Below are 17661 nucleotides of genomic sequence, written 5' to 3'. Positions count from 1 at the left end.
CCTCAATCGTTCAGCTTTCCAGTGCATCACCACAAGCGAGGCTTTCCGCTGGTCTGCATAAGATGCGCTTATGCTGGACGTCCGGCGGCTCCGCCTGCTACGCGAATTCGCCGAGCGCGGCAGCATCGCGGCCACCGCGAAGGCGCTGGGCTACACCGCGTCGGCCGTGTCCCAGCAACTCGCCGTGCTCGAGCGGGAGGTCGGCGCGACGCTCCTCGACCGCACCGCGCGCAGCGCCGAGCTGACCGATGCCGGCCGACGGCTCGTCCGGCACGCCGAGCGCATCCTCCGGATGATCGAGTTCGCCGAGGCCGACATGGCCGAGCCCGAGCCTTCCGGGCACGTGGTCCTCACCGCGTTCCCGACCGCGGCCGTGGCGTTCGCGCCGGCGCTGGCGCACGGTCTGCGCCGGCATTCGGGCCTGACGTTCCAGCTCCGCCAGAGCGCCGGCGACGGCCTGCCGCAGGTGCGCTCCGGTGAGGTCGACGTCGCGCTGATCGACGACTGGACGGGCCGCCTGCCGACGCGCGGGGGCGGCAGCCTGCGGTTCACGCTCCTCATGCACGACCCGGTCGTCCTGGTCGTGCCGTCCGATCACTGGGCGGCCGACCCGGACGTCCGGCTCGACCTGCGGCGTCTCCGGGAGGAGCCGTGGATGGCGGCGCCGCCCGGCGAACCGTCGCGCGAGGCGTTCGACCGGCTCCTCACCGACGTCGGCGGCGCCCCGTCGATGCCGTGGGAGTTCGAGGGCCTCGGCACGATCCTCGGCCTCGTCGCCCGGGGTGTCGGCGTCGCCGCCATCCCCAGCCTCGCCCTCACCTTGGGGGTGCCGGGCATCGCGGTGCGCAGCCTGCCCCGGGCGATGACCCGCTACGTGTACGCCGTCGTGCGGACCGCGAGCGTGCGCCGCCCGTCCGTCGCGGTCACCGTCGAGGCCCTGAAGTCCGCCGCCGCCGACCTCGACGCCCGCCGCCCCGGCGCCCGCACCCCCGAGGACGGGTGAGCGACGGCCGTCGGCGTGAACCGAGCCGCCCGCCGTCGGGGCGCGGACCGCCGTCTTTAAACTTGACGGCATCATGGCCGTGCAAATCGCTCCCAGCATCCTGTCCGCCGACTTCGCCCGCCTCGCCGACGAGGTCACGGCGGTGTCCAACGCCGACTGGATCCACGTCGACGTGATGGACAACCACTTCGTTCCCAACCTGACGCTCGGGCTGCCGGTCGTCGAGTCGCTGCTCAAGGTCACGCCCCTGCCGCTGGACTGCCACCTCATGATCGAGGACCCGGACCGGTGGGCGCCGGGCTACGCCGAGGCCGGCGCGGGCAGCGTGACCATCCACGCGGAGGCCGCGAGCGCCCCGATCCGCACGCTGCGGGCGATCCGTTCGGCGGGCGCCCGCGCGGGCCTCGCCCTGAACCCGGGCACCGCCGTCGAGTCGTACGCCGACCTGCTCCCCGAGATCGACATGATGCTCGTGATGACGGTCGAGCCGGGCTTCGGCGGGCAGTCGTTCCTCGACATGGTGCTGCCGAAGGTGCGCCGCGCCCGTGACCTGATCAAGGGCCGGGACCTCGACGTCTGGCTGCAGGTCGACGGCGGCGTGGGCGCCGAGACGATCGAGCGCTGCGCCGAGGCGGGCGCGGACGTCTTCGTGGCGGGGTCGGCGGTCTACTCCGCCGACGACCCCGCCGAGGCCGTCCGCTCCCTGCGCGAGCGGGCGAGCGGCGCGTACGCCTCCTGACTCACGGCGTCTCGTAGATCGTCACACCGTCGCCGTCCGCGCGGCCGCGCAGCCGGCCCTGGGTGACGAGCACCTCCAGGTGCGCCTGGGTCTCGGTCGTGGCCAGCATCTGGTTGAACAGGTCCAGGTCGTCGAAGGCGCGGCCGCGCCGGGTCCAGGTGAGCGCGCGCGCCGTCTCGTACGCCGTACCGGAGCCGGCGGTGACCGCCGCCTCGCTCGCGTCGAGGCGCTCGGCGTGGTGCTCCAGCAGGGCGTCGACGCGGGCGTGCACGCTGTCGGTGACCGGCCCGTGGGCGGGCAGGAGCCGCAGGTCGGGCATCTCCCGGACGATCCGGAGAGAGTCGAGGTACGCCCCGAGCGGGGACGTGTCCGGCGCGCTCTCGAAGCCGATGGACGGCGTGATGTGCGGCAGGACGTGGTCCCCGGCGAACATCAGCCCGGCGTCGAGGTCGGCGAAGACGAGGTGCCCCCGCGTGTGGCCCGGCGTGGGGACGGCGAGGAGCTCGCGTTCGCCGAGCGGCACCGCGGTGCGGCCGTCGATCCAGTCGTCGGGCATCTCCCAGTCGAGCCGGTCCTGACCGCCCTCCTTCCAGGCGGCCTTCAGCCGCTCCACGAGCGGGCCCGCGCCGCAGGCGAGGAGCCGCGCGAGCTGCGGGGAGTCCTCCCGGCGCACCGGCCGGGTGAGGAGTTCGAGCGTGGGCCGCTCGCCGATGCCGAGGCTGACCCGCGTGCCGAACTCCCGGCGGACCGCGACCGCCTGCGTGTAGTGGTCGCGGTGGACGTGCGTGACGAGGAACCGGGTGATGTCCCCGAGGCCGTGGCCGAGCTCCTTCAGCGCCGCCTCCAGCTGCCGCCGGGACTCCTCCAGCGCCCAGCCGCCGTCGATCAGCACCAGGCCGTCCTCGCCGGTGATGGCGTAGACGTTGACGGCGCGCAGGCCGTCGCTCGGGAGCGGTAGCGGGATGCGGTGCACACCCGGCGCGACCTGGAACGCTCCAGGCTCGATCCACTCCGTTCGCTGCGTCATCGGCCCGCCCTCATCTCTCCAACCAGAACGACATTCGACCTATATGGAACCAGAGGCGCGAGAAGCGTTCGCGCGCCGACCCTGGTCGCGCTACCAAGCGAGCGCTTGCTTGTCCAGATGTGGACGCGTGTGCATCCTCACATGTGGCACGGAATGCCCGGCATGGCACACTGGTTGTGAGTCAGTGAAAGCGTGCTCCGGGGTCGGTGAAAGTCCGAACCGGCGGTGACAGTCCGCGACCCGGCCGAAACCATCGGCCGGTTGACCCGGTGGAACTCCGGGACCGACGGTTAAAGTCCGGATGGGAGGCAGCACGCGGCCGTGTCCTTCGGGGCATGGCCCCTGCGGCCTTGCCGCGCACCCGGAGCCTGATCAGGGAGGCCCGGGTGACCGTTGATCCCGCGCAGGAGCGCGCGATGCGCCGGGCGCTGGCGCTCGCCGCCCGCGCCCGTGGTGAGACCAGCCCGAATCCCGTCGTCGGCTGCGTCGTCCTCGACGCCGCCGGACACGTCGCGGGTGAGGGGTACCACGCCTATGCCGGCGGCCCGCACGCCGAGGTCGTCGCGCTCCGGGAGGCCGCCGGCCGCGCCGAGGGCGGCACCCTCCTCGTCACCCTCGAACCCTGCGACCACCAGGGCCGTACCGGCCCGTGCACCGAGGCCGTCATCGAGGCCGGCGTCCGGCGCGTCGTGTACGCGGTCGCCGACCCCCACCCCGTCGCGGGCGGCGGCGCCCGCCGGCTCGCCGAGGCGGGCGTCGAGGTGGAGGAGGGGCTGCTCGCCGCCGAGGCCGAACGGGTCAACGCCGAATGGCTCACCTGCACCCGGCTGGGCCGGCCGCACGTGACCTGGAAGTTCGCCGCGACGCTCGACGGCCGCTCGGCCGCCGCCGACGGCAGCAGCCAGTGGATCACCGGTCCCGAGGCCCGGCACGACGTCCACGAGCTCCGCGCGCGCTGCGACGCGATCGTCGCCGGCTCCGGCACCGTGCTCGCCGACGATCCCCGGCTCACCGTGCGCGGGGTCCACCGGCACGACCACCGGCTCACCCCGCGCCGGCCGCTGCGCGTCGTCGCCGACACCCTGGCGCGCACGCCGTTGACCAGCCGGGTCCTGGACGACGAGGCCCCGACCCTGATCGCCGTGGCCGAGGACGCCGACGCCACCACGCTGGAGGGCCGCGTCGCCGTCGTACGCCTGCCGCGTGACGACGGCGGCCTCGACCTGACCGCCCTGCTCGCCGAGCTGCGCGAGCGGCAGATCGTCTCCGTCCTCCTCGAAGGCGGCCCCACTCTCGCCGGCTCGTTCGTGGGCGCCGGCCTGGTCGACCGGGTCGTCGCCTACCTCGCCCCCCGGCTGCTCGGCGCGGGCCCGGCGGCCCTCGGCGACGCCGGCGTCGCCACGCTCGCCGCGGCCCACCACCTGGAGATCGACGACGTCACCCGGATCGGCACGGACCTGCGGATCACCGCGGTCAGGCCGGCCGTCGAAACCCCCACCCGGCCGGTAGCGGCCCGAAGGGAGACCTGAATGTTCACCGGAATCGTCGAGGAACTGGGCGAGGTGATCGCGCTCGAACCGGCGGGGGACTCCGCCCGGCTCACGGTGCGCGGCCCCCTCGTCGTCTCCGACGCCACGCACGGCGCGTCCATCGCGGTCAACGGGGTCTGCCTCACCGTGACCGAATTCAAGGACGACGCGTTCACCGTCGACGTCATGAAGGAGACACTGGACCGGTCCAGCCTCGCCGCGCTGGAACCGGGGTCACCGGTCAACCTCGAGCGCCCCGTCCGGGCGGCCGACCGGCTCGGCGGCCACATCGTCCAGGGCCACGTCGACGGCGTCGGGCGGATCGTCTCCCGCGAGCCGGGCGAACGCTGGGAGGTCGTGACGGTCGAACTGCCGCCGCGGCTCGCCCGCTACGTCGTCGAGAAGGGCTCGATCACGGTCGACGGGGTCAGCCTGACCGTCGTCGAGGCGCGCGACGACGCCTTCACGATCGCGCTGATCCCCACGACGCTCGAACTGACCACTCTGGGCCGCAAGGGCCCCGGCGACCCGGTCAACCTCGAGGTCGACGTCGTCGCCAAGTACGTCGAGCGCCTCGTCACCGCGGGAGCGGTCAAGTGAGCTCCTGGACGCAGGCGGGGATCACCGTCCTCGGCGAGAAGGTCCTGTGGACCGACCTCGTGGGCAACGTCCTGTCCCTGGCCACGGTGTGGCTGGCGATGCGGCGCACGCTCTGGACCTGGCCGGTGCAGCTCACCGGCGCGGTCCTCCTGCTGGTCGCCTCGGTCAGCGCGCACGCGCCGGGCAACGCGCTCAAGCAGGTGATGTTCCTCATGCTCGCCTCGTACGGCTGGGCCCGGTGGCTGCGCGGCCTCCGGGAGAGCCGGGAGCTGCCGGTGCGCCCGGCCACCGGGCGGGAGCGCCTGGCACTCGTCGGGACCCTCGCGGTGGGCACCGTCGCGGTCGCGCTCCTGTTCGCGAACATCCCCTGGCTGCAGATCTCGTGGTCGCCGCTGGCCAACGCGTACATCTTCGTCGGCAGCGCCGTGGCGACGTACGCGCAGAGCCGGGCACTCGTCGACTTCTGGGTCATCTGGGTCCTCGTCGACCTGGTGGGCGTCCCCCTGGCGTTCAAGTCCGGGCTGTACGTCTCCGGCGCGGCGTACGGAATCTTCTTCATCCTCGTCCTGGCCGGTTTCCGTGACTGGCTGAAGCAGTACCGCCGGCAGCGGCGGCACACCGAGCCCAAGGTGGTGGCGGCATGAGTCTCGACAGCGTCGAGGAGGCGATCGCGGACATCGCGGCCGGCAAGGCCGTGCTCGTCGTCGACGACGCCGACCGGGAGAACGAGGGCGACATCATCTTCGCCGCCGCCAAGGCGACGCCGGAGCTGGTCGCCTTCACGATCCGGTACAGCAGCGGCGTGATCTGCGTGCCCATGGAGGGCCGGGACCTGGACCGGCTGCAGATACCGCTGATGACGGCGCACAACCACGAGCGGATGCGCACGGCGTACACCGTGAGTGTCGACGCCCGCGACGGCGTCGACACGGGCATCTCCGCCGCCGACCGCGCCCACACGATCCGCGTGCTCGCCGACTCGGCGACCGAGCCGTACGAGCTGGTCCGACCCGGGCACATCTTCCCGCTGCGCTACCGCCAAGGCGGGGTGCTGCGGCGGCGCGGGCACACCGAGGCCGCCGTCGACCTGGCCCGGCTGGCCGGGCTCACCCCGGCCGGGGTGCTGGCCGAGGTCGTCAACGACGACGGCACGATGGCGCGGCTGCCGCAGCTGGAGATCTTCGCCAAGGAACACGACCTCAAGCTGATCTCGATCGAGCAGCTCGTGGAGTACCGCAAGCGCACCGAGCGGATGGTCGAGCGGGCCGCCGAGACCCGCATCCCGAACCGGTACGGCGAGTGGCGCGCGATCGGGTACGCCAGCCACCTGGACGACGGTGAGCACGTCGCCCTCGTGTACGGCGACCTGGGCGACGGCGAGGACGTCCTCGTACGGGCCCATTCCGAGTGCCTGACCGGCGACGTGCTGGGCTCGGAGCGCTGCGACTGCGGCACCCAGCTCGAGGCCGCGATGGGCGCGATCGCCGCCGAGGGGCGCGGCGTGGTGCTGTACCTCCGCGGCCACGAGGGCCGGGGCATCGGTCTGCTCGCCAAGCTGCGGGCGTACCAGCGGCAGGACGACGGCTCCGACACCGTCGACGCCAACCTCGAGCTCGGTCTGCCGGTGGACGCCCGGGAGTACGGCAACGCCGCGCAGATGCTGCTCGACCTGGGCGTCCGGTCCGTCCGGGTGCTGACCAACAACCCGGCCAAGGTCGCGGGGCTGGAGCGCTTCGGCGTCGAGGTGCGCGGGCGCATCGGGCTGCCCGTCCTCGTCACCGAGCACAACCGGCGCTACCTCGCCGCCAAGCGTGACCGGCTGGGCCATGAGATCGGTGATCTCGGATGAGCGGGCGCCTGATGAGCATCGCGCCTCTGGCAACTCCTCGGACCAAGGAAAGCGCATGAGTGGAATCGGACGCCCGGGGGAGACGTTCGTCGACGCCTCCGGGCTGCGGCTGGGGATCGTCTGCACCCGGTGGCACACGCGGATCACCGACCGGCTGCTGGAGCGGGCCGTCGCCACGGCCAAGGAGTGCCGGGTCGCCGATCCGGTCGTCGTACGGGTGGCCGGCGCGCTGGAGATCCCGGTCGTGGCCCAGCAGCTCGCCCGCGACAACGACGCGGTCGTCTGTCTGGGCGCGGTGATTCGCGGAGATACGCCCCATTTCGACTATGTCTGCGACTCCGTCACCGCGGGTTTGACGAGGGTTGCCCTGGATGAGGGCACCCCCGTAGGTAACGGCGTACTAACATGTGAGACGATCGACCAGGCATTGGACCGCTGCGGGCTGGACGACAGCCGCGAGGACAAAGGGATGGAGGCGACCGTGGCCGCACTCGATACGGCACTGACCCTGCGAGGTCTTCGGCACCACGGTCACGCGCGGCATGACGCGGAGCATCTGGGCTCCTGAGCGTCGACGCCGCGAAACCCATCTCTCGAAGAAAGGCCTGCTGAACCGTGCTGTCACTCGTGCTGCCCAAGGGCTCCCTGGAGAAGGCGACGTTCGAGCTGTTCGATGCCGCCGACCTGACCGTCCGCCGGGCCTCCGAGCGCGATTACCGCGCCTCGATCGACGACCCCCGGATCGACCGGGTCCGGGTCCTGCGCCCGCAGGAGATCCCGACGTACCTCGAGCAGGGCCTGTTCGACCTCGGCATCACCGGGCGCGACTGGATCACCGAGACCGACTCCGACGTCGTCTCGCTCGGTGAGCTGAAGTACTCCAAGGCCACGTCCAACCCGGTGCGCGTCATCATGGCCGTGCCGAACGACGCGCCCTGGCAGACCGTCTCCGACCTGCCCGAGGGCGTGCGGATCTCCACCGAGTTCCCCGCCCTCACCGAGCGGTTCCTCGCCAAGCACGGCGTGAAGGCGCGGGTCGTGCCGTCGTACGGCGCGACCGAGGCGAAGGTCCCCGACATCGTCGACGTGATCGTCGACCTCACCGAGACCGGGTCGTCGCTGCGCAAGAACGGCCTGCGCATCCTCGACACCCTCCTGACCAGCTACACCGAGCTGGTCGCCAACCGCGAGGCGTACGAGGACGCCGAGAAGCGCGCGGCCATGGAGGACATCGCGCTGCTGCTGCAGGGCGCGATCCGGGCGCGCGGCAACGTCCTGCTCAAGCTGAACGTCGAGAACGGCGCGCTGCAGAGCGTCCTGGACATCATCCCGTCGATGTCGTCCCCCACGGTCACTCCGCTGGCCGGCGGCGAGATGCACGCGGTGGAGAGCGTCGTCGCCAAGCACGGCGTCAACACCCTGATCCCGGCGCTGAAGGCGGCGGGCGCCCGCGACATCCTCGAGATCCCGATCAGCAAGATCGTCGACTGATCCCGTAAGGCGACTGATTCCGTAAGGCGGCGGCACCCTCATGACCACGGCGACGTGGCGACCCCAGCGGGCCAGGATCGTCCCGTACGTCCTCGCGGCGGTGGTCGTGCTCAGCATGATCGTCCTCGCCGTGGTCATGCCGGCGCCCTGGAGCCTCGGCGACCGGATCGGCCTGGTGGCGATCGGGCTGGCCGTCGCCGGGGTCCTGCACATCCTCGCCCGCAGCCGGGTGACCGCCGACGACGAGGGCCTCACGGTCGTCAACGGCCTGCTCACGCACGAGTACGAATGGGCCGAGCTGCTCGGCATCACGATGTCCGAGGGCGCGCCCTGGCCCACCCTCGACCTCGCCGACGGCTCGACCGCCCCCGTCATGGGCATCCAGGCCTCCGACGGAGAGCGCGCCAACCGGGCCCTCGCCGAGCTGGCCGCCCTGATCCACGAACGCGGCGAGGCCAAGAACCACTGACGCGACGCCCAGTACTCGGGCAGCTCCTCGGCCGGGGCGGAGTCGGTGCTCCAGACGTTGTCGAACCAGGAAGCGGTGTCGGCGGCCGGCGCCTGGATTGCCTGTTCGACCAGGGGCGGCGCCACCCGCAGGCGTTCGTTGTAGCCGGGCGGTCTGGGCAGGTAGGGGAAGATCCCGGCCAGATGAGCCCATCTGCGGTCAGACGGTTCCTGCCGGCAGCCTCGGGGTGTGGTGGGTGGCCTCCGGTGGAAGCGGCTTGCCGCGGCTGCTCGCTCCCGGACTGTAGGGCCTGGAAGCACGGAACAAAGAAAACTTCGAAAGTGAGGAAAGCTCGTATGTCCGAGATTCCTGAAACAAGCCCCTTACCCTCCGTCGGCGCCCGCGCTCGGGTCAACGGTGTCTCTCCGTCGGGCGGCCGGGTCGAGCTGCGGAGGATCTCCGCCGAGGACAGGCGTAGGTTCACCGAGGTGGCCGCCGCCAGCGTCGAACTGCACAGGCCGTGGATCTCCCTGCCGACCACGCCCGGCAGCTTCGACCGCTACCTGGCCAGGTTCGACCACAACACGGCAGCGGGGTTCGTGGTCTGTCGCCGGACGAACCCCACGGACCTGGTGGGGTTCGTCAACATCAACCGCATCGAGTACGCCCCGTACTGGAAGGGCGTGCTGGGCTACGGGGCGTTCATGCCCTGGCACGAACGCGGGTACATGACCGAGGGCGTCGCCCTGGCGGTCCGTTATGGCTTCAAGAGCCTCGGCCTCCACCGACTGGAGGCCGACATCGAACCGGGGAACACGACCTCTCGGAAGCTGGCCGCGAAGGTGGGACTGCGCCAGGAGGGGTTCTCTTCCGGTCTGATCCAGCTCCCCGATGGAGTCTGGCACGACTTCGAGCGCTGGGCGATCAGCGCCGAGTCGATGAACTGAGGGTCACCGGCAGCGGACCGCGGCGAGCGGGCTGCTGGAGACCATGAAACGATCATCATGAGTGCCATTGGCCCTCCGCGATGAACTGACCAAGCGAGTACCAAGACCGGCCCGCCTTCACCGCGCGGGCCGGTTCTCCTGATTGGGAGGATCTGGCGCTCGGCGCCGGTGATGCCCCGCGCGGCCGCCGCCGGGCCGCGGCCGCCGAGCGTCGGGCCGCGCGCGGGAACGCCGTCAGGCTGCCGCTGCCGCCCGCAAGCGCCGTCTTCACGTCGGGGTCCGGCGTCGGGCCGGTGACGGGACGGGGCGCGCTCGCCCCGAGCCCGTGACGATCCGGGATCGCCCGCTCGGTCAGCGGCGGATGAGGCCGAGGTCGGTCGCGGTGGCGACGGCGGCGGTGCGGGAGTCGACGCCGAGCTTGGCGTAGACACGGGCCAGGTGGGATTTGACGGTGCCTTCGGTGAGGTGGAGCCGTCGGCCGATCGCCTGGTTGGACAGGCCGTCGGCGACGAGCGCGAGGACCTCGGTCTCACGCCGGGTCAGGGCGGTCGCGGGGTTGCGCATCCTGTTCATCAGCCGGTCGGCGACGGAAGGGGCCAGCGCGGCGCGACCGGCCGCGGCGGTGCGCACGGCGGCCGCCAGTTCCTCGGGAGGGGCGTCTTTGAGGAGGTAACCGGTGGCCCCAGCCTCGATGGCGGCCAGGGTGTCGGCGTCGGTGTCGTACGTGGTGACGATCACGACGCGGGGGGCTCCGGGGCGGGCGGTGATGGCGGCGGTGGCCTGGGCGCCCGTCATTCCCGCACCGAACCGCAGGTCCATCAGGACGACGTCCACGTCGCCGGCGGCGGCGCGGACGACGGCCTCCTCGGCGGTCGCGGCCTCGGCCGCCACGGTGATGCCGGGCTCGGTCTCCAGCACGGCGCGCAACCCGGCCCGCACCACGGGGTGGTCGTCGGCCAGCAGCAGGCGGATCGGAGCATCGGTCACGGGCGTGCCTCGGATGCGGGGTACGCGGCCGGGACCAGGAGCGCGGTCACGGGCCGGTTCCGGGTACGGGGTCCGCGGCGACTCGGGTCAGGGGAAGCCGGGCGGCCAGAGCGGTGCCGTGACCGGGGGCGGACTCGATGGCCAGGGTGCCGCCGAGGGCGGCCACGCGGGAGCGCATGGCCGAGAGTCCGAATCCGCCGCCGGCCGGGTCGGGGACCGGCGGCCGGTCGGGGTGGAAGCCGATCCCGTCGTCGACGACGTCCACGGTGACGTCGCCGTCGAGGTAGCTCAGGGTGACGTCGACGGTGGTGGCGTGGGCGTGCCGGACGGTGTTGGCCAGGGCGGACTGGGCTACGCGGAGCAGGGCGACCTCCTGGGCGGTCGGCATCGGCACCGGGTCACCGGAGAGGTGGAAGCGCACGGCGAGCCGGTGGCGGGTGGAGATGGTGACGCACAGCCGCTCCAGCGCGCCGGCCAGGGTGGTGCCCTCCAGGGCGGGCGGGGTGAGGGCGGCGACGAGGCGGCGGGCCTCGGCCAGGTTGTCCACGGCGGCCTGACGGGCCTGGTCCACGTAGCGGGCGGCGGCATCGGGTCTGCCGGGCAGCGCGCGCTCGGTCGCGCGCAGCAGCAACTGGATGCTGGAAAAGCCCTGGGCGAGGGTGTCGTGGATCTCACGGGCCAGGCGCTCGCGCTCGGCCAGCACCCCCGCGGTGTGCTGCGCGGCGGCGAGATCGGCGCGGGTGATGGTGAGCTCCTCGATCAGCATCCGGCGCCGTTCGCCCTCCCGGTACAGGGCCTGATACCCCCACACCACCGCGACCGCCACCGCCGCGCCGAGGGCCGGGCCGATCGCGGTGGCGGGGGTGAAGGAGTCCTGATGGGCGGCGAAGGTCATGATCGCCGCGAGCGCGGTGGCGACCACCGCGACCAGGCCCGCGGCTCGGGGCAGCAGGTGAAGCTGGAGGAAGTACAGGGGAAAGGCCAGCCACACTCCGTCGGCGGACAGAACCAGCAGCCCCAGCCACACCACGCCCACGGCGGCGAGCCACACGGCGGCGGCCCGGCGAGACCGGCCGACGCGGGGCAGCAGCGGGCCGGCCGCGTACACCAGCCCCAGCAGCGCGGCCACCGCGACGGCGGCCACGGCGTACGACCCGCCTCCGGCCATGGTCCGGACGGCGGCGAGAGCCAGCAGGCCGGCGGTCAGCACGTGCAGGCACCAGGTCAGGGCCCGGACGGTGACGGTCAGGGTGGGGGCGGTGGTGTTCACGGTCCTTCCAGCCTAGAAGCCGAGCCTCGGCGGAGGCCTCCATCAAAAGTTAGAACCCATCCGCCACCGTTCGAACCGGGAGGTCGTGTCGTGGGCCGGATGTGCCGGCCAGGGGCGACGGCGATGGTGGAGACGTACCGTTCCGCCGTCGAGAGGACAGGTCCAAGCCGTGTTCGTGGGCTGGAGAGATCTGCGGTTCGCCAAGGGGCGCTTCGCCCTGATGGGGACCGTCATCGTGCTGATCACCGTGCTCGTCGGGCTGCTGTCCGGGCTGACCGCCGGGCTGGGCCGGCAGAACGTCTCCGCGATCACCGGTCTGCGCGCCGACCGGATCGCGTTCGACGCGCCCAGCGGGGGAGCGGCCCTGTCGTACGCGAACTCCACCGTCACCGCGAAGCAGTGGCTCCGGTGGGCCGGCACCCCCGGCGTGACGAGCGCCGAACCCCTGGGCATCACCGTCACCCGGGCCGTCGCCGGCGCCAAGAGCGTCGGCGTCTCGGCCTTCGGCGTCCGGCCCGGCTCCGCGCTCGCGCCGGACGGTGCCGAGATCGGCGAACACACGGCGGTGCTGTCCGCCTCCGCCGCCGACGACCTCGGCGTACGGCCCGGCGGCACCCTCACCCTCGCCGGGCGGGAACTGACGGTCGCCGCGGTCCGGGGCGACGCCCACTTCAGCCACACCCCGGTCATCTGGACCAGCCTCGACGTCTGGCGGAAGACCGCGCCGCCCACCGGGACCGCCGAAGGCCCGGCCGCCGGAGGTGCGACCGCCGGAGGCCCGGCCGCTGACGGCCCGACCGCCACCGTCATCGCCCTGACCACGACCTCGCGCGCCGACGTGAAGGCCGCCGACAAGGCGGCGGGCACCAGGACGGTGTCCAAGGGCGCCTCGCTGTCCGCGATCGGTTCCTACACCTCCGAGAACGGTTCGCTGCAGTTGATGCGCGGCTTCCTCTTCGCCATCTCCGCGCTGGTCATCGGGGCGTTCTTCACCGTCTGGACCATTCAGCGCAGCGGCGACGTCGCCATCCTCAAGGCGCTGGGCGCCTCCACCGCCGGTCTGCTGCGTGACGCCCTCGGCCAGGCCGTCGTCCTGCTGACCGGCGGCACCCTCGTCGGCACCGCCATCGCCGCCGCCCTCGGCGCGCTCGTCGCGGGCTCGTCCGTGCCCTTCGTCCTCACCCTCGCCACCGTGCTGGTCCCCGCCGCCGTGATGATCCTCCTCGGTGCGCTCGGAGCCGCCCTGTCCGTCCGCCGCATCACCTCCGTCGACCCGCTGACCGCCCTCGGGAGCGCCCGTTGAGCCTCACCCTGACCGACATCACCCTCACCTATCCCGACGGCGACGGCCGCCTGACCGCGCTGGACCAGGTGGACCTGGAGGTGCCCAAGGGCGGTCTGACCGCCGTGGTCGGCCCCTCCGGCTCCGGCAAGTCCAGCCTGCTTGCCGTCGCCGCGACCCTCATCACCCCCGACGCCGGCACCGTCGCCATCGACGGCACCGTCACGACCGGGATGACGCGCGGTGAGCTGACCGCCGTACGCCGCGCCAAGATCGGCATCGTCTTCCAGCAGCCGAACCTGCTGACCTCGCTCACCGCCGTCGAACAACTCCAGGTCATGGCCCAGATCGACGGTCGCTCCCCGGCCAGGGCCCGGCCCAGGGCGATGGAGCTGCTCGACGCGGTCGGCCTGGCCGGTCAGGCCGATCGGCGTCCCCACCAGCTCTCCGGGGGCCAGCGTCAGCGGGTCAACATCGCCCGCGCCCTGATGAACGACCCCACCGTCCTCCTCGTCGACGAGCCCACCAGCGCGCTCGACCACGAACGCGGTGCCGAGATCATCGACCTGCTTGCCCGCCTCACCCACCAGCGGGCCACCGCCACCGTTCTGGTCACCCACGACCGCACCCACCTCACCGCCGCGGACCGGATCGTCCACGTCCACGACGGACGTCTCCACTTCCCGGCATGAGGCCGCTCAGCCTTGGTTCGGTAATCCCGCCGCCTTTCGGGCCGGTCGTCACCACCACGTCACGGCCGGTCGGCGGCATCGACCCTCACCTGCGCTGACCGGGCCGGGATCGTAGCCCGTCGAGGATGAGCCGGGCGAGGTGTGCCGAGCGTTCGGGACTGGTCTCCGCGCCGGCGTGGCGGATCGCGGCGAAGGCGCCGGCGACCAGTGCCATCACCTCGTCAACGGTGACGTCGTCACGCACGGCGCCAGCGGCGTGCGCGCGGCCGAGCAGGTCCGCGACATGGCGGGTGAGGTCTGCCGCGACGCCCGGGGCGGCGGTGCGCAGGTCGAACTCGGCGGCCGTGAGCGCGCTTTTGACCGCCGCGTTCTCGGCGCCGTTGGCCATCATCCGGGACAGCAGCGTGAACAGGGCCGCGGGGTCGTCCGTGGCGGCGAGCGCCTCCGCCTCCGCGACCAGCCGCTCGAGCTGATCGGTCGCGACGGCGAGATAGAGCGCCTCCTTGGTGGGGAAGTGCCGATGGACGGTGCCGGGACCGACGCCCGCACGGCGGGCGATCTCATCCAGCGAGACGCCGAGACCTTCCGTCGCGAACAGCCGTTGCGCGATCTGAAGCACCCGCTCGCGGTTGCGGCGCGCGTCGGCGCGCAGCCCACGGTCGCTCCCAGGCACCGCCGGGACGGCCTTATGAGGATGGCTGGACATGTCGATATCAGCATAACCGGGGCGGCGCACCGATTATCATCGGAACCGTAACCGGGGCGGCGCACCGGTTATGCGGCCGCGCCGCTCACTACGACCGGACCCATCAGCCGTGAGGAGATCGCCGGTGACTGCACGCGATGAGGCCAGCGCCCTGATCCAGCGGATGCAGGAGTGCTTCAACACCCGGCGATTCGACCAGGCCGCCGACCTGCACACGCCTGGCTTCTTCAGCCATCCGCTCGGCACCACCGGATTCGCGGCGGGTAAGGACGCCTGGCGCACGCTCACCGCCCGCTTCCCCGGCATACGCGTCGTCGCCCAGGACATCCTGGTCGACGGCGACAAGGCCGCCGTCCGCTCGACCGTCGAGGGGATCGAGACCACGGACGGCGTACAGCCCATGCTGTTCGAGATCTTCCGTATCGACGACGGCCGGTTCGCGGAGATGTGGGGCGCCAGCACGGGATTCCCGCCCTTGGTGAGTCCCGAGGAAGTGCTCGGCTGACCCTGAGGGTTGCGCGGCCGGGGCCCGTCAACGAGGTCAAGGCGGTGCGTGCCGAATGCTCGGTTAATCGGCCGCTAAAAGCGGCGAATGCCCGCCTTTCCGCGTCTCCGGCCCACCGCTCACCGAGCTTTTCGCGCCCGAGGTGACGAATATCTGGACACGGAGCGTGCTCGTGTGCGTACGCTGGGGAGCGCTCCACTGTTACCGGACGAATGGGACGCCTCCCATTTCGGGCGAAAGGGTACGGGTCGATGAGCGGAAACCGGATGACGGCACGAATATTCGTCGCCAAAGAGCTTCGCCGCGCCCGCGAGGCGAAGGGGCTGAGCCGGGCAGCGGTCGGAAAAGCCCTCTTCGTTTCGGACTCCCTGGTCGCCGCGTGGGAGGTCCCTCGAATGCTGCCGAGGCCGGAGCATCTCGAACGCCTCATCCCACTCCTCGGCACGAGCGACATCCTGACCCGCATCATCGACGAACTCGTCGCCGGCGAGGTCCCGCCCGAATGGCTCGACAAGTGGCTGGTGGCCGAACGTCGGGCCACCTCGCTGCTGTCATTCCAGTCGACCGTGGTCCCGGGTCTGCTGCAGAACGAGGACTACGCCCGCGCGGTGCTGCGGGCACTTCCGCACGACATCGCCGACCTGGAGGACATGGTCAGCGCACGGCTGGACCGCCAGGCGATCCTCTCCCGGGAGGACTCGCCGCCCGTACTGGTCGCCGTCATCGCCGAAAGCGTGCTCGGCCAGAACGTCGGCGGCGCCAAGGTCATGGCCGACCAGCTCATGCACCTGGCGGCCATGGCCGAGCGGGACAACGTCATCGTCCAGATGGTCCCGGCGAGCGCCGAGGCGTGCGCCGGGTTCACGGGTCCGTTCGCCATCGCGACGCTCGACGACGGGGCCGAACTGGCCTACGTTGACAGTCAGCTCAGCGGAGAGGTGATCGGGAATCCCCACGACGTCGCGGCCCTGCGGCGAATGTTCGAGGTGTTCCGCGCGGACGCCCTCCCCAGGCGGCAGTCGATCGAGTTGATCCGGAGGAAGTCGGAGCAATGGACGACCTGACGTGGCGGAAGTCGACTCGCAGCGGTGCGAACGGCGGCAACTGCGTGGAGCTGGCGGTGATGTGGCGAAAGGCCGCGCGGAGCACGGCCAACGGCGGCGACTGCGTCGAAGTGGCCGTGGTCGAGTGGGGCGGAGAGGGGGCGTCCGACCGTCCATGACGGTCCGGCGTCGTGGTGTGCTGAGGGCTCGGCCGAACGGCGTCTGCGGATGGGCTGGTCCCATCATTTCGAGGTAGCGAGCCGTTATCGACGAGCTTTTCGCTCAGTTGTCCCAATGCTTCCTGGCGAGTCGACGGTGTCGGTCGACTCGCCCTCGAACGTCACCATCACCGCGCGCCTCGGCGACGGCGAGGCGGACAGCACCATGACGCTCACCCCGTGATCCCGGAGACGGCCTGGCCCGTCCAGGCCGTCTCGCCCGGGGGAACCGTCAGTGCCGAGGATGTTCGTCGTCTCAGCGACGAACATCCTCGGCACTGACGATGCTGATCGCGGTCACGCCGCCGGGCCCGGCGCACCCGCCGAAGCGGTTCAGCCGGGGGTCAGATTCTGGAGGCCGACCACGCGCAGGAGTTCCAGCCGCTCGTAGGACTCGCTGCCCGGGCGGGCGGTGTAGACGACCAGCCGCTGGTCGTGCTCGGGGCTCAGCAGCACCTCGCAGTCCAGTTCCAGCAGGCCGACGACCGGGTGCAGGAAGCGCTTGACGTCGCTGCGGCGTACGGCGACGTGGTGGGCGTCCCACAGCGCCGAGAACTCCTCACTGCGGGCGCGGAGCCGGCGTACGAGGGCTGCCAGGCGCGCGTCGTCCGGGCGGCGGGCGAGTGTGGCGCGCAGATCCGCCACCGCCGTGCGGGCGGCGCGGTCACGATCCTCGGCCGGGAAGAGTTCCCGCGCGGCGGGGTCCGTGAAGTAGCGCCAGACGACGTTGTGCTCCGCCTCGGGGCGGGCGGACGCGTCCCCGTGAAGCGCCCTGGCCATCGCGTTCTGCGCGAGGACGTCGCCGCGGTCGCTCACCACTCGGGCGGGGGTGTCGATCAGCCGGTCGAGGACGAGGAGCAGGCCGGGGCGGATGTGCTCCGTGGTCGGCCGGCTGCGTGGAGGCTCCTCACCGGCCAGATGGAACAGGTGGTCTCGTTCGTCGTCGGTCAGCCGCAGCGCGCGGGCGACGGCGGCGAGCATCTGACGAGACGGCCGTGAGCCTCTGGCCTGCTCCAGCCGCGTGTAGTGGTCGGTGGACATGCCCGCCAACTGCGCCACCTCCTCGCGGCGCAGTCCCGGGGTGCGGCGCCGTGCGCCCTGCGACAGCCCCACGTCGGCCGGGGCGAGCCGGGCGCGGCAGTGGCGGAGGAAGTCGGCGAGTTCGCTTCTGTCCACGCCTCCACCATGCCCTGCGACACCGGACGCAGCCAGGGACGGCCCGTCCCCGGATAAGACGTCGTTTTATTTGGCGAGTCGGCGGTAGCAGATGAGGGCGGCAGCGATGCCGACGAACGCCAGGAAGTGGTCGGCTTTGCGTTCGTAGC

Annotated in this window: 20 protein-coding genes and 1 riboswitch; of the genes, 15 read left to right on the top strand and 5 right to left on the bottom strand. The window is 71.9% G+C overall.

The genetic code is table 11. The annotated features are described in order from the left end of the window. Positions 1–70 precede the first annotated feature (70 nt). On the top strand, positions 71–1003 hold the full coding sequence (locus tag AB0L00_RS33870; protein ID WP_364441264.1) for a LysR family transcriptional regulator: 933 nt from the start codon (positions 71–73) through the stop codon (positions 1001–1003). A 73-nt stretch (positions 1004–1076) separates the two neighbouring features. After that, complete coding sequence (gene rpe / locus AB0L00_RS33865; protein WP_364441263.1) at positions 1077–1742, top strand: ribulose-phosphate 3-epimerase; 666 nt, start codon at positions 1077–1079, stop codon at positions 1740–1742. Position 1743: 1 nt separating this feature from the next. On the opposite strand, the gene AB0L00_RS33860 is transcribed toward rpe, so the two are convergent. Continuing rightward, entirely contained in the window at positions 1744–2769 is a 1026-nt protein-coding gene (locus AB0L00_RS33860; protein WP_345358182.1) for an MBL fold metallo-hydrolase, read from the bottom strand. Positions 2770–2957: 188 nt separating this feature from the next. Beyond that, positions 2958–3088: riboswitch (FMN riboswitch) on the top strand. A 67-nt stretch (positions 3089–3155) separates the two neighbouring features. Between AB0L00_RS33860 and ribD the strand changes: the two genes are divergently transcribed. From ribD to AB0L00_RS33820, 8 genes are all read left to right on the top strand, one after another. Next, on the top strand, positions 3156–4298 hold the full coding sequence (gene ribD, locus AB0L00_RS33855) for a bifunctional diaminohydroxyphosphoribosylaminopyrimidine deaminase/5-amino-6-(5-phosphoribosylamino)uracil reductase RibD (protein ID WP_364441261.1): 1143 nt from the start codon (positions 3156–3158) through the stop codon (positions 4296–4298). Next, positions 4299–4898 (top strand): riboflavin synthase, encoded by a 600-nt coding sequence (locus AB0L00_RS33850; protein WP_364441259.1) that lies wholly within the window; start codon positions 4299–4301, stop codon positions 4896–4898. It begins immediately after the preceding gene. Continuing rightward, positions 4895–5542, top strand: coding sequence for a nicotinamide riboside transporter PnuC (gene pnuC, locus AB0L00_RS33845; protein ID WP_345358191.1), 648 nt, complete (start codon positions 4895–4897; stop codon positions 5540–5542). The genes AB0L00_RS33850 and pnuC overlap by 4 nt, the downstream gene beginning before the upstream one ends. After that, entirely contained in the window at positions 5539–6747 is a 1209-nt protein-coding gene (locus AB0L00_RS33840; RefSeq protein WP_364441257.1) for a bifunctional 3,4-dihydroxy-2-butanone-4-phosphate synthase/GTP cyclohydrolase II, read from the top strand. Before pnuC ends, AB0L00_RS33840 begins: the two co-directional genes overlap by 4 nt. 55 nt (positions 6748–6802) lie before the next feature. Further along, entirely contained in the window at positions 6803–7315 is a 513-nt protein-coding gene (ribH, locus tag AB0L00_RS33835; protein ID WP_345358197.1) for a 6,7-dimethyl-8-ribityllumazine synthase, read from the top strand. Between the two features lie 47 nt (positions 7316–7362). Then, a complete protein-coding gene (gene hisG / locus AB0L00_RS33830) occupies positions 7363–8238 on the top strand; it encodes an ATP phosphoribosyltransferase (RefSeq protein WP_345358200.1) in 876 nt (291 codons plus the stop codon). A gap of 40 nt (positions 8239–8278) precedes the next feature. After that, positions 8279–8707, top strand: coding sequence for a PH domain-containing protein (locus tag AB0L00_RS33825; RefSeq protein ID WP_364441254.1), 429 nt, complete (start codon positions 8279–8281; stop codon positions 8705–8707). Between the two features lie 182 nt (positions 8708–8889). Next, the gene (locus AB0L00_RS33820) at positions 8890–9633 is read left to right on the top strand and encodes a GNAT family N-acetyltransferase (protein WP_364441253.1); all 744 of its coding nucleotides are present in this window, start codon (positions 8890–8892) and stop codon (positions 9631–9633) included. A gap of 351 nt (positions 9634–9984) precedes the next feature. On the opposite strand, the gene AB0L00_RS33815 is transcribed toward AB0L00_RS33820, so the two are convergent. Both AB0L00_RS33815 and AB0L00_RS33810 read right to left on the bottom strand, forming a co-directional pair. Further along, the gene (locus tag AB0L00_RS33815; RefSeq protein WP_364441252.1) at positions 9985–10620 is read right to left on the bottom strand and encodes a response regulator transcription factor; all 636 of its coding nucleotides are present in this window, start codon (positions 10618–10620) and stop codon (positions 9985–9987) included. A 46-nt stretch (positions 10621–10666) separates the two neighbouring features. Then, on the bottom strand, positions 10667–11890 hold the full coding sequence (locus AB0L00_RS33810) for a sensor histidine kinase (RefSeq protein WP_364441250.1): 1224 nt from the start codon (positions 11888–11890) through the stop codon (positions 10667–10669). A gap of 169 nt (positions 11891–12059) precedes the next feature. Between AB0L00_RS33810 and AB0L00_RS33805 the strand changes: the two genes are divergently transcribed. After that, the gene (locus AB0L00_RS33805) at positions 12060–13193 is read left to right on the top strand and encodes an ABC transporter permease (RefSeq protein WP_364441249.1); all 1134 of its coding nucleotides are present in this window, start codon (positions 12060–12062) and stop codon (positions 13191–13193) included. Further along, positions 13190–13864 (top strand): ABC transporter ATP-binding protein, encoded by a 675-nt coding sequence (locus AB0L00_RS33800; RefSeq protein ID WP_364441248.1) that lies wholly within the window; start codon positions 13190–13192, stop codon positions 13862–13864. Before AB0L00_RS33805 ends, AB0L00_RS33800 begins: the two co-directional genes overlap by 4 nt. An 85-nt stretch (positions 13865–13949) precedes the next feature. On the opposite strand, the gene AB0L00_RS33795 is transcribed toward AB0L00_RS33800, so the two are convergent. Next, positions 13950–14570: a helix-turn-helix domain-containing protein gene (locus AB0L00_RS33795; protein ID WP_364441247.1), complete on the bottom strand. Its 621-nt coding sequence runs from the start codon at positions 14568–14570 to the stop codon at positions 13950–13952. 124 nt (positions 14571–14694) lie between these two features. On the opposite strand from AB0L00_RS33795, the gene AB0L00_RS33790 reads away from it, so the two are divergent. The 3 genes from AB0L00_RS33790 (at position 14695) to AB0L00_RS33780 (ending at position 16297) form a co-directional block, all read left to right on the top strand. Next, positions 14695–15075, top strand: a complete 381-nt coding sequence (locus AB0L00_RS33790; protein WP_364441245.1) for a nuclear transport factor 2 family protein — start codon at positions 14695–14697, stop codon at positions 15073–15075. A gap of 266 nt (positions 15076–15341) precedes the next feature. Continuing rightward, positions 15342–16139: a helix-turn-helix transcriptional regulator gene (locus AB0L00_RS33785; protein WP_364441244.1), complete on the top strand. Its 798-nt coding sequence runs from the start codon at positions 15342–15344 to the stop codon at positions 16137–16139. Beyond that, entirely contained in the window at positions 16127–16297 is a 171-nt protein-coding gene (locus AB0L00_RS33780; protein WP_364441243.1) for a DUF397 domain-containing protein, read from the top strand. The genes AB0L00_RS33785 and AB0L00_RS33780 overlap by 13 nt, the downstream gene beginning before the upstream one ends. Before the next feature lie 372 nt (positions 16298–16669). Here AB0L00_RS33780 and AB0L00_RS33775 read toward each other — a convergent pair whose 3' ends face one another. After that, positions 16670–17512 carry a helix-turn-helix transcriptional regulator gene (locus AB0L00_RS33775; protein WP_364441241.1) on the bottom strand — a complete coding sequence of 281 codons (843 nt, stop codon included), beginning with the start codon at positions 17510–17512 and terminating at the stop codon, positions 16670–16672. Positions 17513–17661: the final 149 nt, after the last annotated feature.

Source organism: Actinoallomurus sp. NPDC052308, assembly GCF_040679195.1.
GTDB lineage: Bacteria > Actinomycetota > Actinomycetes > Streptosporangiales > Streptosporangiaceae > Actinoallomurus > Actinoallomurus liliacearum.
The sequence above is the reverse complement of the archived record's forward strand: the minus strand, read 5'-3'. Positions and strand labels throughout refer to the sequence as shown.